The organism is Oceanobacillus sp. FSL K6-3682 (assembly GCF_037976165.1).
GTDB lineage: Bacteria > Bacillota > Bacilli > Bacillales > Amphibacillaceae > Oceanobacillus > Oceanobacillus sojae.
In genome coordinates this window covers 1585134-1599734 of sequence record NZ_CP150263.1, presented here as the reverse complement: position 1 = coordinate 1599734, position 14601 = coordinate 1585134, and the positions used below count along the sequence as shown (strand labels likewise).

The following is a 14601-nucleotide window of genomic DNA, read 5'->3' as shown; positions in this document are numbered from 1 at the left end:
CATTGCAACTTTTTATATTTTCACTATCTTATCAGATTTATCAGAGAATTGGAAGAGGAAATTTAAAATTATTTTTTTACTGCTTGTAATTTAAAGTGGAAATGCATGATTCGTACTTTTTGTATTGATTTATCACATCATGATATTTCCAAACTTTATCTATTTCAAGTATTGTTTAACGTCTTCTATAGTTTCAAATTCATCTATATGATCTATTATGGTTTCCAGCGTGCTTATTTCCTGTTCGTGCACCTTTTTCTTTACATCTTCTGCAGGTGGAGCTACAAACTTTGTGATTAATCGAATGGTGGTATTGGCTATACCTTCTGCTTTCCCTTCATTTCGAAAAATCTCTGCTAAAGTCATTGCCAATTCGCTCCCTTCTTGATAAGTGTTTTCTATATGGTTGATTAAATCATAATATTGTTTTTTGGTAAGATGACGATGGGCACGGAAGATATAATAAAACAATGTTTCAAGGTACTCTGTTTCCATTTTCTGATCCTGTAATTGCCGCAAATAATCAATGGATCGATAAATCGTATTCAATATGACTTGTATATCACTATTACCGATATCCCGAAACACCATCAGTATGATTCGCAGGAACACATTTAATTGCGTATCTTCATCGTCGTAAGCAGATACATCGTATATAAAGAATTCATGATCAGGAACGAATTTCTGCAGTTCCTGAGGAAAATCCCGGTACCCTTCCAAAAGATTACTGAACGAAGCTCCGACATACCAATCCGTATTGCCATGATACAAAACAATCGGCATGATGATCGGCAGCCTCTTTTCTTCTTTATTATCCCGCTTGGTTTCCCATATCTCCTCCATATACCGCAGTAACTGCAGAGCAGTATAGTAATCATGATAGCTTTTATGCTCGAACAGAAAATATACATAAGCGTTTTTTTGATGAATTTTCGTCTGGAATAGCAAATCGGAGAAATATTCTTGGAGGTCGTGATTGACAAAGCTATCTTTTTGGGGGCTGAATGGATGTTACATCAATGGTATTACGTACAGAAGGCGGTAAGAAGTGGGTAATAAAATCTTTAGCAACGTCCACATTTGAAAATGTTTCTTTAAAAATTTTGTCATGCGGGTTTTGAATCTGCAAAATTACCGAGTCCTTTCATCATTGGAGTTTGATGACTTATTCAAATGTATGATCTATCTCTAGATTAACATAGGATTCTGATAAAAACAAACGTATGTTCTATAATTATTTTTATCTTCCTTTTTTCCCCGCTCTTTTAGCAATCCTGGATGTTTTCATTAATTATATCCTGATGAAAGAGGAAAAGGCTATGGAAAGAAAATACTAGAATTAACTCTAAAAGAGGCGAAAGAAAACAATTTAAATCGTGTTCTCATTAACTGTGATGATTCAAATCTTGCTTCTGCCAGAGTAATTGAGGAAAATAATGGTACGCTAGAAAATAAAATAGTGGATAATAGTGATGGAGAACTTGTCCGAAGATATTGGATTAATCTTTAATTATACTTGCTGTCAAAATAAAAAGGTTAGTCATACTTTAACAACAGGATATGACTAACCTTTTTCTACAACTGTCTACTTCGCTTAATTTTTACCTTTTCTAATTTGTTTCTCAATATTACGCAGAGCTTTTTTAGACCCCCGCTCCAAATCATGCTGCATTTTCCGGGAACTATATTCCTCGAATAAAGCATCCAGGTTATAGCCTTCCGGGTATAAATTTTTCCCTTTAATATCTAGTGCAACCCGCTTTACATTCGTAGTGATCAGCTTATTTTTATAAAAAACAGCTACATTATTTTGTGAATCTATCCCTTTATAGATAATCCCAAAATCATCATATTCCAATAACTTCACGCGGTCCCCTTTTTCATATCCGGTAAATACTTCTGATTTCTGCTTAACAGGTTTAGGTTTCCTGATTTTATTTTTATCAATACGTTGTAAATCATATTCTTTATTATTCATATAATCCTTCGCTCTTTGAAGGACCTGCTCTCTCATATTCATTTTTTGAGAAATCCATAAAGCATTACTTTCGCCTGATTTCCCTAAAATCAATTTATATAGCGGCTCCAATGTTTCGCTATTAAACTGCATTGCAGCATTCATAAAGTCCGAATGTCTTTCTGAGAAGCGTTTTATTTCCCCATAATGCGTTGTAGCTACGGTAATACAGCCCATATGATAAAATTCTTCTAAAATAGAAATAGCAAGCGCCGCTCCCTCATTAGGCTCTGTCCCGCTCCCGATTTCATCAAAGAGCACTAAAGAGCGATTATTAGCCCGCTGCATAATACCTGCTATATTCTGCATGTGGGAAGAAAAGGTACTTAATGCATTTTCAATACTTTGATTATCGCCAATATCCACAAAAATACTTTCAAATAAGCTGATTTCTGTTTCTTTATTGGCTGTGATATGAAAACCTGACATCACAGATAATGTTAAGAGCCCAATCGTTTTTAACACAACGGTTTTGCCTCCAGCATTAGGCCCGGTGATAATTAAGCTCCGGAAATCTTCTCCTATTTCAAAATTCAAAGGCACTGCGTCACCTGTCAATAGCGGATGTTTACAATCGACCAGTTTAATAAAGCCATAATCATTTAATTTCGGCTCTATCCCATCTATCTGTTTACTAAATTTGGCTTTGGCAAATACCATGTCATATTGACCAATCAATTCCATATTTATTTTAAGCTCATAAATATTTTCTAAAATCATTCCTGATAAGGTTGCTAAAATCTGATATTCTTCCATCTGCTCTTCTGCCTTTTGTACAGCCAATTCATTGTTTAATTTGCTGACAGCAGCAAGTTCAATAAAAACCGTTGATCCTTTGGAGGAAGTATCTACAATCGCCCCATCGACATGCTGCTTATAAGCAGCTTTAATTGGAATCGTGTAACGATCATCTTTTTTACTGATAAAAGCCTCTTGAATATATTTTTTATTCGCACTGCTTTTCAAAAATCGATTTAACCGTTCTTCCATCTTCGACTCAACAGCTTGTATATTATTTCGAATTCGTTTTAATTCTTTACTTGCTGCTGAATCAATTCGATTTCCTTTTATTGAAAAATCGATTTCCTCTTCAATGCTTTGAAAGATGGTCATTGAATTTGCATAGGAAGCTATAACAGGTGCTATAAATTCTTTATCAAGCATATATTTTTTGATTTTCCGGCAGCCCCGAAGAAAATCAGATACATTTACTAAATCATCTGGCTGTAAAATGATGCCCTTTTCAAGGTTTTTCAGGATATGTTCAATGCTTGAAACACCCAGGAAGGGAACACGGCTATTTGTATTCAGTACTGCAACCGCTTCTGTCGTTTCATTCAACCGTTCTTTCACAATATTGATATTTGAACTGGGTTTTAATTTATCCATTAACTGCTTTCCCAGCCCACTGATACAATAAGATCTGATAATTTGTTTTAATTCGTTATATTGTAATTTTTCATAGGTTATCTCATTCATTTTTTTGCTCTCCTCGTATTATAGTCGTTGAAGTAATCAAATTGCTCTTCCGATTAAAAGAGACTGTATGAATGAAGATACCTGCTCATTAGATTTCAATGTGCATCTTCTTATCCATTTCAAATAGAAATCTTCTCAAATAAAAAAAGCCGCAGGGATACCGCAGCTTTTTGACCATAATAATCCACCCCTGTCGTGTACATCTATTTAAAATAACAGACAAAACAACTGGACAATACTATTATGGATAGGTGCTTATAAGTTCAGCAGGTATCTTCATAGGGAGAAATAAATACACAGCAAATAAAAGGCCAATTAGACCTAATTATTCCCATATTTATTTCGTTTTAAATTATCCTATATAGAACCTACTACAATACTCACACAGCACACTCCTTATTTATTTGAATATCATTGAAATCTAATCTATGTAAAACAGTATACAACAGGATAACCTGACATGTAAATAGGCTTCATCTTCAAACCTAAAAGCGTTCCCTTACAATTTTATATTTGATAAGGAAACGCCCTGATAACAATTTTAAAAAGCAATGCTTTCTTGAAGATATCTATTTAATGGAAATGACGATAACATCTCCATTATTTGAATCTACTTCAATAATTGTACCCTCTATTTCATTATCAATGGCATGAATAACTACATTCATATCAATTTCGCTGCTATAGTGTACAGAAGCTGGAATTTTATCCATTAAGTTACTTCCTAACTTAAGCATTGTTTTCACCATTTTAATAGGAATCTTCACATGGACATCCTCTCTAGTGGCTGATTCAATATCAATTCGGAGGCTTTTTTTCAAATAATCTGCTGTGTTGTTTGACTTCGGCTCTGTTTTTAGTGCTTCAATTAATTGGCTCGCTTCATCCACATCTAAATTCCCTTGCTTAACAGACTCAATAATTTTGCGAATATCTTCTCTCATTCTTCATCCCCTCTTTTCTTTTGTAATAATTCAATTGCTTCATCTGTATTGATTTCTCCATTTTCAAACATCGTAATAATCCGGGATTTGTTTTGTGGTTCTGTTTTTTCTCTTTTCCTATGTCCAAGCTTTGCAATAATATCATTCAATTTACCGCGGACAGTCGGGTAGGAAACTCCCAGCTCTTTTTCAACTTCTTTGATGTTTCCTCTGCTCAAAAGAAATACTTCAATAAAATGCAGCTGTTCTTCATTCAATGTGGAAAATTTCGAGAATTCGAAGTGGTTTTCTATGGTGGTATGGCAATTCGAGCATTCCAGCCGGGTCGCATGTAATGTGTGGTTACAGGTTGGGCAAGTTTGAATCATTGGATAGGGCATATGCTATTCTCCTCTCTATAGCTAAAAGAATATCACATCAAATTAATATAATCAATCAAATAGTTAAAAATATTAATAATTAGGTTAAAATAATTAATATATTTTTCGTCTTTAATTAATTTTCCATTAAAAACAAAAGAGACTACGCTTCATCATAGTCTCTTTCTGATCTATATGCTTATTTCTAAGCTTCTTCTGTTTTCACAATACGTCTCTCAGCTCTATATAGTGAGCCATAACAAAGAATACATAAAACAGCTACAACAATTACTAAGGAAATACTTACTGTCCATGAGAAATTTTCTGCTGCAATCGGCATTACAAAATTTGCACTTAATTCTCCAAGAATATAGCCTGCCAGACCAACAAATCCTACTGCAGCTCCTGAAGATCGTGAGGATACAAAATTCAGCGTCATAATATTAATAATAAGCTGCGGACCGTAAATTGTAGTTCCTAATACTGCCACAATAATTAATATGCCTACAAAGCTATCAACAATAATATAGAAGAAAACAGCAGAACCACAGATCAGCATGGATATACTTCCAACCATGGATTGCTTATTTGGCCATTTAATTGCCAGCCATGCAAAGAATAATGATCCAGGAATTGCCAGCCATTCCAATACAGATATTGCTGCTTGTACCTGGAAGACAGTAAACATCTTGTCTCCTCCTAAATAGGCAGGCATCCAGTTTAAAATTCCAAATCGTAAAAAGTAAAGAAGTGCGTTAACAAGCGCAATCATAAGAAGTACCCTGCTTGTTAATACTTCTTGTCTTAAAATCTTCCAATATGTATCTCCCTCTACATGTTTTGCTTTAGGCTGACCAGCCTCTCCAAACATTTCTTTCAAGCTCGGTAAGCCTTCTGACTCTGGGCGATCTCCCCCATACTTGTAAAAGAAAAAACAACATACTAGCACTACTAAGCCGGGAACCCAGAAAGCAACTGCCAAATTCGAAGGTCCCGCTAATGCTAATAATCCGGCAATAACGATTGGCAATAGTGCAGCTCCCAGATTTTGTGCCGTATTCCAAACAGCTACGCGAGATCCTCTTAAATGGTTATTGTACCAGGCACCTATCATAGATAAAGTCGCTGGAGCTGTTGCTCCTTGAGCTAACCCTAAAATCAGCATCAAGATAAACATCAAGACAATACTTTCAACAAATCCCATCATAATAGCTGCAACTGCACTAATGGCAAGTGATATAGCAAAAACCCGGTTGAGCTTAAATTGATCAACCACCATCCCCATAACAAATTTCCCTGATCCATAGGTAATCGTAAATGCAGTCAAAATAAACCCAACTTCTGTTAAAGACCAATCATTCGCAATTCTTAACTCTTCACTCAACAGCTTAAAATTATTTCGAACTAAATAACAAGAAATGTAGCCAAAATATGTAACTAGAAAAACAATTTTTCTTCGGGCAAGATATTCTGCAAATCCAGGTGTCTTTTCTCCCAGTCCGTGCTTAGCCGACATAAAAAAACCTCCTCTTAACTCTTTCAAATAGATTTCCAGCAAAGAAAGGGGTTTCATTTAAATATTATTCCTTTCTTTCTTATGAAAGCTTATCGTAAAGCTGTATACAGAAACTATCAGCAAAACTCTGATTTTTTATCAGAAAAAGGAGACTACTTTGTCAGAAAATATCCTACAAACTGGAGAAAGACAGTAAAAGTATCCATTGCCCCTGCCCTGTTGACAAAAATCAGCTATGCTATATTATGGTTACTGTCTAAACACCTTATAATTAAAAGCTGGGAGATACTTATGAAAATATCACGTATATTATTGTTTCTAATTATTTCTATTTTGTTTATTAGCTCTGGCTGTCAGCCGAAGCAAGCTGCTTATGATATTGATTTTTCTAAGTCAGAAATAGATTATGAAGGTGCACAGGATAATGGTCCTCCTCCCATTCGAATAGCAATTTCCAGCGTGCTCTCTCCTACAGAGACAGTGAAGAACTATCGTGAAATCGCCTCCTTTATTGGAGAGCAGCTCGATAGACCTGCTATTGTGATTCAACGCAGGAGCTATAATGAAATTAATAATTTAATGGTAAATGGCGGTGCAGATATTGCTTTATTTCCGACTGGTGCCTATATTAACTATGGCTTACATGATAATTTAGAAGGCGTAGCCATGCAGGAAAGACTTGGTAGTTCTTATTACTACGGATATATTGTTGCCAAGGAGGATAGCAGTATAGAAAGCCTGGAAGATTTAAAAGGAAAGGATATTGCCTTTTTTGATCCAACGAGTTATTCAGGTTATACCTTTGTTAAAGAAAAATTAGCATCATGGGATGAAACGCCTGACAGCTTTTTTAAAAGTCATCTTTTTACATACAGTCATGAAGGTTCGATTAATGCTGTAAAAAATAATGTAGTGGATGCGGCAGCTGTTCACTCTCTTTCCTATGAAAACATGGAGCTTACCGATTCAGATTTAACAAAAGATTTAAAAATTATTTCCCAATCAGAAGCGATGGGTACTGGTCCTGTTCTGGTCCGAAGTGATTTACCGGATAAAGAGAAAGAAATTATTACGGATAGCTTTCTGAATATGACAGATGATTCATCCATGAAGCAAGCATTAGAAGGATTATATATTGATCGTTTCATTCCATTTGATCCAAATCTCTATCCAACATCTGGTGACTCACATGATTAAATTAAATATACGTCAAAAAATATTTATAACCATTCTCGCTTCCTTATTTTCGCTCGCTATTCTATTAGGATGGATTATTTGGGATTCTTTGACAAATATGATGAGAGAGGATTTAATCAACCGCGGAAACAATATTGCTGTACATATTTCAGAAACCAGTTCGGATTATATTTTATTCGATGATAACTACGCCGTTCATCAATTAATTACGGAAACCTATGAGCTAAATGAAGATGTCCGTTATATTATGGTTTTGGATAGTAATAGTGCTGTGTATGAACACACTTTTTCTGATTTTCTTCCAAAAGGTATTATAAATGCTCATTCGGATTATAACGAAAATACCTCCAATGCAAAAACTATCTCCTCTGATGAAGGTGCAATTCAAGATATTATCGTTCCTATTGAAGATGGTGAGGTAGGTTATGTCCGGGTCGGAATGTCTGAAAAGCAGGCTAATCAGTATATTTTTTCTAAAATGACTGAACTATTTATCGTTACATTAATCGTTGCACTGTTCGCAACAGGAGTTGCTTATTTTATTTCAAGAAGAATTACCAGCCCTATTCAGCGTTTGGTAGATGTTGCTTCCGGAATTTCTGCCGGTGACTTATCGCTGCGGGTTAAAAGTATTAAAAATGATGAAGTAGGAGAGCTTGCAAGCACATTTAATGCGATGGCTGATAACTTAATTAATTCAAATAATCAAATAGACACGCTGTTAAAACAACTGCAGGAAAAAGAGAAGCTTCGCAGCAAATTAATTTTACAATTATTATCTGTACAGGAGGATGAACGGAGAAGGATTTCCCGGGAGCTTCATGATGAAACAAGCCAGGCACTTACTTCTCTAATGGTTACGATGCGTGTCCTAGCTAATGAAGCAAAGGATGAGGAGCAGCAGCAACTGCTTTTCACAAGCAGAGATATTGCAGCAGACATCTTACGGCAAATCCGTGACCTGGCTGTCGATTTACGTCCTCCAATACTGGATAATATGGGAGTAGTATCAGCTATAAAAAAATACATTAAAGATTTTAAAGAAAAATACGATGTCGATGTATCATTCTATACATCGGTTACGGAAATTACTGACTTAGATGAAAATGTTGCTTTAGCAATTTACAGAATTGTTCAGGAGAGCCTTAATAACGTAATAAAACATACCGAAGCTACTAGAATTAAGGTTGGTTTAATTCTGGAGGATAACAATATCAAATTGACGGTGAGTGATAATGGACAAGGTATTAAAGAAGGTGATTTCATGAAAGCTCAAGCACAAAACCGGATTGGCATTCATGGTATGAAAGAACGGGTAGAAGTTCAAAACGGATCTTTTACTATACTGACAAATCAGCTTGGCGGGACCAAAATCATCGTTTCATTGCCGTTAATACAGAAAGGCAGGTTATCATGATGGCGCATGGAGAGCAAAACAAAATTAATATTGTACTGGTTGATGATCATGCCATACTCATCTCCGGACTAAAGCTGTTACTTCAAAAACGGGAACCTTTTCAAGTAGCCGGGGTTGCAGAAAATGGAGAAAAAGCGATTGAGCTATATGAAAAGCTAAAACCTCATTTGATGATTTTAGATATTTCATTACCGGATATGAATGGATTAGAAGTATTAAAGCATATTAAACAAATAGATGAAAATGCAAAAATTATTGTACTGACAATGTATGAAGATGAGGAATACATTTCGCTTATTATGGAGGCCGGCGCTTCAGGCTATATCCCAAAAGCAGCTGTAGATGAAGAACTGTATACAGCGATTGATACTGTTATGGAAGGTTATATCTACCTGCGGCCAAAAGAAGTAACTTCTATCATGAAATTCAAACAAACAGAGGGCAGCGCATTTAAATTATATGCATCGCTGAGCCCCCGCGAAAAAGAGATATTGCAATTAATTGTAAAAGGACATTCGTTAACGGAAATCGCTGAAGAGTTAATTATCAGTATTAAAACCGTAGATACGCATAAAACAAGAATTTTTCATAAACTGAATATTAACAAGAAAAGTGAGCTAGTGGAATTTGCATTAAAAAATAATTTATTTAATCTTTCATCCTAATAAAATACAAACATAATTATTTAGCGTTCTTACATTCCATTTTATAGAGCTGTTATTCTTGAGACAAATTATTTTAACCTGTCTCGGAATAACGGCTTATTTTTCATATTTCATGCTAACGCATCAAATGCTGTTTCCAGCACCCTTTCAATAAATGCTGTTTTCCCAAGTGTATATGCCTCTCTGCTTGCTGCTGTTTTGGCTAACCTTCTTTTGAGTTTTGCATACTCATCAGCTGTTCCAGGATGCTCTCTGAGATAATTACGAAAAGCTAAATGCCTGGTTAATTCTTTACTGTCTTTTGAACAAACATACAGATGATGCTCCATCCAGCTTCTTTTATCTTTTTTCCAGGGCACCTCGTTATCTCTCCTGCCAAAGGCCTCCCTTTCTTCAATTCCTTTATCTCCTTCATGAAAATAGCCCAGCTCTTTTAGGCGTGCTGTGACCTCTAGAAAAACATGATAACTTTCAATAATAATATCAATATCTAGAATAGGCTTTGCAGCCAGTCCCTTTACAGATGTACTGCCTACATGTTCAATCCCTAATACAATATCACCTATTTATTGATTTAATACACTTTTCAACTCCAGGAAAGTTTCTCCCCACCCTGTACAATGAGCAGCAATTTCTATCTTTCTTTCCAATAAGCTCCCCTCCTATTTCCAATACTTCCGTTAATTCACTATATCATTTTCTATACAAATATTAGTAATTTTTCTGCCTATAGTTAAAACCAGAACTTTATAACTGGTAATTCGACAGTTATATATAATACAGAAATCAAATGTTTTACAAATACCTTATAGGGGTATATTATTTATAAGTGAAAGGAGTAGATTAAAATGCATGAACATCATAATCATCACGTGGCGCATCAATCTAATCATGAGCACCATCATGAACATATGATTGCTGATTTTAAAAAGAGGTTCTATGTTTCACTTGTATTAGCCCTGCCGATTATTCTGCTTTCAGACATGATTCAGTCTTTTTTTAACTACTCACTGGCTTTTGCAGGTGATCACTGGGTAGAATTACTACTGGCTTCCATTATTTTCTTTTATGGCGGCTGGCCTTTCTTAACTGGTGCCATCGATGAATTAAAACAAAAATCTCCCGGTATGATGACATTAATTGGCTTTGCGATTACTGTTGCTTATGTTTACAGCGCAGCGACTGTATTCGGTCTCGAAGCTCATGATTTATTCTGGGAATTAGCAACGTTGATTGCCATTATGCTGCTTGGCCATTGGGTGGAAATGCGCTCTGTCAGTAAAGCATCCGATTCTATGGAATCTTTAGTAGAACTGATGCCAAAGGAAGCAACAAAAATAGATAAAGAGGGCAACACCGAGATTATCCAGATTTCAGAGCTTAAGAAAGGTGATCATCTTCTTATTAAACCAGGTGAAAAAATACCTGCAGATGGTATTATTATTGATGGAAAATCCTCTGTCGATGAATCGATGCTGACTGGAGAATCTGCCCCTGTTGAAAAACAGATAAAAGATGAAGCAATCGGCGGTTCTATCAACACATCCGGATCATTAACAATTGAAGTTTCGAAAACAAGTGAAGAAGGTTATCTCTCCCAGATTGTTCAGCTTGTTAAAGAAGCTCAGGAAAGTAAATCAAAAACCCAAAAGCTTTCCGACCGTGCGGCTAAGCTGCTGTTTTATATTGCTGTAGCTGCAGGGATCCTTACTTTCGTTATTTGGATTTCTCTTGGTTATGGTGTTGAAGAAGCGATGACACGAATGGTTACAGTATTAGTTATTTCCTGTCCACATGCACTCGGGCTGGCAATTCCTTTAGTAGTTGCCCGTTCTACTTATTTATCAGCACAAAACGGACTGTTTATCCGAAACCGTGCCAGCTTTGAAGATGCAAGAAAAATTAATACTGTTGTTTTTGATAAAACAGGAACCTTAACCAAAGGAGAGTTTGCTGTAACGGATATTATTCCAAGGGGTAATACCACAGAAAAAGAGCTCTTACAAAAAGCAGCTTCTATTGAATCTCAGTCTGAGCATCCTATAGCTGCAGGTATTGTTGCTTCTGCTAAGAAACAGAATTTAAACTTAATGGTACCCAGAGCCTTTGATTCGATCTCAGGCGCCGGTGTAAAAGCTAGACTGGAAAATTCCTGGGTTTTAGCAGTAAGTCCAGGGTATATGAATAAAAACAACATCCCTTATGACAAGGATGCTTTTAACAAGTTATCCAATACAGGAAAAACGGTCATTTTTGTTTTGGAGGAAGAACAATTTATCGGAATAATTGCACTTGCTGATCAGGTCAAAGATTCTTCTAAAGAAGCCGTACGCCGTTTACATGAGCTTGGTATCGAAGCACTAATGCTGACTGGTGATAATGAAACTGTAGCTAATAATGTTGCCAAAGAAATCGGTATTGACAATGTCATTGCAGAGGTGCTCCCAGATCAAAAAGCAGATCAGATTAAACAGCTGCAAGCAAATAAGAAAAGAACTGTCATGACTGGTGATGGAATCAATGACTCTCCAGCTCTAGCTACTGCAGACTTAGGAGTTGCAGTCGGTGCTGGAACAGATGTAACCATGGAGACAGCAGACATCGTATTGGTCAATAGTAATCCGGTAGACGTCGTTTCTATTATTGAACTTTCCCGCTTAACCTATCGTAAAATGATTCAAAATCTCTGGTGGGCAGCCGGCTATAATATTATTGCTATTCCACTGGCCGCAGGAATTTTAGCCCCTTGGGGTATTCTACTGAACCCTGCAGTCGGTGCAGTATTGATGTCACTCAGTACGATTATCGTGGCTTTCAATGCCAGATTGTTGAAAAGTAAACAACCCTAAATATAATTTCCATCTTTATCCCGTGTGAATAATGATTATAGTAAAAACTTCGTTAAATCGCTTATAGATTTCCAAATATCGGGGAAATTAATCCGGACACAAACAACGGAGGGATAAAATGAAGCGAAATAAATTTTGGATCATTATTTTTGGAACCTGTCTGCTATTATTATTAGCAGCATGTGGAAACAGTCCTGAAAATAAAAATAGCGGAGAAAATTCAGGTATAAAAACACAGGAAAAAACAGATGCTTCTGCACATGAAGGGCATCATAAGTCCGGCTCCGGAGAAGTTCCTGAAAACTTGAAGAAAGCTGAAAATCCAACCTATAAAGTCGGCAGTCATGCCATCATCGAAGCTGATCATATGGAAGGCATGAAAGGGGCTAAAGCAACGATTACAGGTGCTTATGATACAATCGCCTATATGGTAACATATAAACCAACTACCGGCGGAGAAGAAGTAAAAAATCACAAATGGGTTATTCAGGAAGAAATTAAAAATGCTGACGAAGCTCCTTTAGAGCCAGGAACGGAGGTTGTATTGGAGGCTAATCATATGGATGGAATGAAAGGGGCAACAGCAACGATTGATTCAGCAGAAAAGACAACAGTCTACATGGTTGACTTCGTCCCAACAACTGGTGGAGAAAAGATAAAGAATCATAAATGGGTAACAGAAAGTGAATTATCTCCTGTTGATTAATCATTCTGGTCATAAGAAAACGCAAATCAGATGAAATGTCTGATTTGCGCTTTTATATAATTATAGCTATTTTGCATCAGGATTTATTTTATACTCCAACCCTTTCTGATACTCCGCTTTTTTAATTTCATCTGGAACCATACTTCCACCGGTAGCCCAGATTAAATGCGTATCTTCTTCTGTTACTTTTGGGTAATTTTGAACGACATAAGAAGGCCCCATTAATCCCGTAACTGCAGATGGCTCAAGATGAACCCCTTCTGCATCGGCCATCTCAGCAATAAGCCGGAACATTTGCTCATCACTCACCGTATAGATTCCTTCTATCAGCGGCTCCATCACTTTTCCAACAAAACCGGATGGCCTTCCGACAGCTAGTCCATCAGCGGCAGTCCGGTTATCTAAACCAAAATCACTCACTGAAATCTCATTATGCATTCTCGTCATCATTCCAATAAGCATACAAGGAGAATGTGTCGGTTCTGCAAAATAACATTTTACAGCATCACCAAAGATAGCTTTCAAACCAAATGCGACACCACCAGGACCACCGCCAACACCACATGGTAAGTAAACATGCAGCGGTTTCTCCAGACTTACTTGAATCTCTTGTTCTTCCAGCTGCTTTTTCAAACGAATAGCCGCCACTGTATATCCCAGGAATAAGTCTTCTGAATTTTCATCATCAATAAAATAGCTTTGGGGATCATTTTCTGCTTCTTTTCTTCCTTCCTCCACAGCCTTGCTATAATCTGATGGATGTTCAACTACCTGAACTCCCCGCTCTCTTAATAAATCCTTTTTCCATTTCTTTGCGTCCGCAGACATATGGACCACCACACGAAATCCAAGCTTAGCACTAATCACTCCAATACTCAGTCCCAAATTCCCTGTTGAACCTACAAGAATCGTATATTGCGAGAAAAATTCCCTGTACTTATCTTCTGCAATTTTACTGTAGTCATCCTTTTCCGATAATAGGTTATGCTCCAACAGTAATGTTTCTGCATATTTAAGTACTTCATAAATACCGCCTCTTGCTTTGATTGAACCGGAAATAGGTAAATGACTGTCCAGCTTGATGTATAAAGCACCGGGAATTCTTTGTCCTGTAATCGTTTCCATTCTTTCTTTAACCTGATTTCCTTTTTTCAGTGGAGATTCAATAATTCCTCTTGTTTTTTCCGTCTCCGGATAAGCTTTGACGATAAATGGAGCAAAGCGTTTTAAGCGTTCCTCTGCATCTTGTATATCTTTTAATTGAAGCGGCTGTCCCTGGAAAGCTGTTTTGTTATCCTTCACATAAGGGTTACTCCAATAAAACGGTGTATAATTTATGACAGGACCCAAGTCCGGAAACTCACTAATCCATTTCTCCATCGTTTTCCCTTTTACGATTGTCATTATTCTGTCACCTCTTCTTAAATTAGCACTGTTAAGTAAGATTATAAC

11 protein-coding genes, 1 pseudogene and 1 other annotated feature (1 of these 13 cut by a window edge) are annotated in these 14601 nt (G+C 36.5%); of the genes and pseudogenes, 5 read left to right on the top strand and 7 right to left on the bottom strand.

From position 1 onward, the window contains the following. Positions 1-7 (bottom strand) — a binding site (T-box leader); it reaches 257 nt to the left of the window's first position. 152 nt (positions 8-159) lie between these two features. The 5 genes from MHH51_RS08110 to MHH51_RS08090 all read right to left on the bottom strand — a co-directional run bounded on the left by MHH51_RS08110 (position 160) and on the right by MHH51_RS08090 (position 6315). Then, positions 160-948 carry an Rpn family recombination-promoting nuclease/putative transposase gene (locus MHH51_RS08110; protein WP_339285468.1) on the bottom strand — a complete coding sequence of 263 codons (789 nt, stop codon included), beginning with the start codon at positions 946-948 and terminating at the stop codon, positions 160-162. Positions 949-1594: 646 nt separating this feature from the next. After that, positions 1595-3496, bottom strand: coding sequence for an endonuclease MutS2 (locus MHH51_RS08105; protein ID WP_339285467.1), 1902 nt, complete (start codon positions 3494-3496; stop codon positions 1595-1597). A gap of 569 nt (positions 3497-4065) precedes the next feature. Further along, positions 4066-4440 (bottom strand): hypothetical protein, encoded by a 375-nt coding sequence (locus MHH51_RS08100; RefSeq protein WP_339285465.1) that lies wholly within the window; start codon positions 4438-4440, stop codon positions 4066-4068. Continuing rightward, positions 4437-4820, bottom strand: coding sequence for a DUF2089 domain-containing protein (locus tag MHH51_RS08095; RefSeq protein WP_147209731.1), 384 nt, complete (start codon positions 4818-4820; stop codon positions 4437-4439). The genes MHH51_RS08100 and MHH51_RS08095 overlap by 4 nt, the downstream gene beginning before the upstream one ends. Positions 4821-5004: 184 nt before the next feature. Further along, a complete protein-coding gene (locus MHH51_RS08090) occupies positions 5005-6315 on the bottom strand; it encodes an MFS transporter (RefSeq protein WP_186813577.1) in 1311 nt (436 codons plus the stop codon). A gap of 291 nt (positions 6316-6606) precedes the next feature. Here MHH51_RS08090 and phnD point away from each other — a divergent pair, with 291 nt between their 5' ends. From phnD to MHH51_RS08075, 3 genes are read left to right on the top strand one after another with little or no spacing between them, the layout of a single operon-like run. Then, a complete protein-coding gene (gene phnD / locus MHH51_RS08085; protein WP_147209941.1) occupies positions 6607-7512 on the top strand; it encodes a phosphate/phosphite/phosphonate ABC transporter substrate-binding protein in 906 nt (301 codons plus the stop codon). Further along, on the top strand, positions 7505-8929 hold the full coding sequence (locus MHH51_RS08080; protein ID WP_339285462.1) for a HAMP domain-containing protein: 1425 nt from the start codon (positions 7505-7507) through the stop codon (positions 8927-8929). Before phnD ends, MHH51_RS08080 begins: the two co-directional genes overlap by 8 nt. After that, positions 8926-9594, top strand: a complete 669-nt coding sequence (locus tag MHH51_RS08075) for a response regulator transcription factor (RefSeq protein ID WP_339285460.1) — start codon at positions 8926-8928, stop codon at positions 9592-9594. Before MHH51_RS08080 ends, MHH51_RS08075 begins: the two co-directional genes overlap by 4 nt. A 110-nt stretch (positions 9595-9704) precedes the next feature. On the opposite strand, the pseudogene MHH51_RS08070 reads toward MHH51_RS08075, so the two are convergent. Continuing rightward, positions 9705-10244 (bottom strand): annotated as a pseudogene (locus MHH51_RS08070) (GrpB family protein). Between the two features lie 198 nt (positions 10245-10442). Between MHH51_RS08070 and MHH51_RS08065 the strand changes: the two are divergent. Together MHH51_RS08065 and MHH51_RS08060 are read left to right on the top strand one after the other, a co-directional pair. Further along, the gene (locus tag MHH51_RS08065) at positions 10443-12443 is read left to right on the top strand and encodes a copper-translocating P-type ATPase (protein ID WP_339285459.1); all 2001 of its coding nucleotides are present in this window, start codon (positions 10443-10445) and stop codon (positions 12441-12443) included. A 118-nt stretch (positions 12444-12561) separates the two neighbouring features. Next, entirely contained in the window at positions 12562-13149 is a 588-nt protein-coding gene (locus MHH51_RS08060) for a YdhK family protein (protein WP_339285458.1), read from the top strand. Positions 13150-13215: 66 nt separating this feature from the next. Here the strand turns inward: MHH51_RS08060 and MHH51_RS08055 are convergent, their stop codons facing one another. Continuing rightward, positions 13216-14529: a D-serine ammonia-lyase gene (locus MHH51_RS08055; protein WP_339286283.1), complete on the bottom strand. Its 1314-nt coding sequence runs from the start codon at positions 14527-14529 to the stop codon at positions 13216-13218. Positions 14530-14601: the final 72 nt, after the last annotated feature.

Coding starts and splice junctions, on each gene's coding strand:
- MHH51_RS08095 (WP_147209731.1), bottom strand. CDS start 4,820: ATGCCCTATCCAATGATTCAAACTTGCCCAACCTGTAACCACACATTA.
- MHH51_RS08055 (WP_339286283.1), bottom strand. CDS start 14,529: ATGGAGAAATGGATTAGTGAGTTTCCGGACTTGGGTCCTGTCATAAAT.
- MHH51_RS08075 (WP_339285460.1), top strand. CDS start 8,926: ATGATGGCGCATGGAGAGCAAAACAAAATTAATATTGTACTGGTTGAT.
- MHH51_RS08100 (WP_339285465.1), bottom strand. CDS start 4,440: ATGAGAGAAGATATTCGCAAAATTATTGAGTCTGTTAAGCAAGGGAAT.
- phnD (WP_147209941.1), top strand. CDS start 6,607: ATGAAAATATCACGTATATTATTGTTTCTAATTATTTCTATTTTGTTT.
- MHH51_RS08060 (WP_339285458.1), top strand. CDS start 12,562: ATGAAGCGAAATAAATTTTGGATCATTATTTTTGGAACCTGTCTGCTA.
- MHH51_RS08090 (WP_186813577.1), bottom strand. CDS start 6,315: ATGTCGGCTAAGCACGGACTGGGAGAAAAGACACCTGGATTTGCAGAA.
- MHH51_RS08065 (WP_339285459.1), top strand. CDS start 10,443: ATGCATGAACATCATAATCATCACGTGGCGCATCAATCTAATCATGAG.
- MHH51_RS08105 (WP_339285467.1), bottom strand. CDS start 3,496: ATGAATGAGATAACCTATGAAAAATTACAATATAACGAATTAAAACAA.
- MHH51_RS08080 (WP_339285462.1), top strand. CDS start 7,505: ATGATTAAATTAAATATACGTCAAAAAATATTTATAACCATTCTCGCT.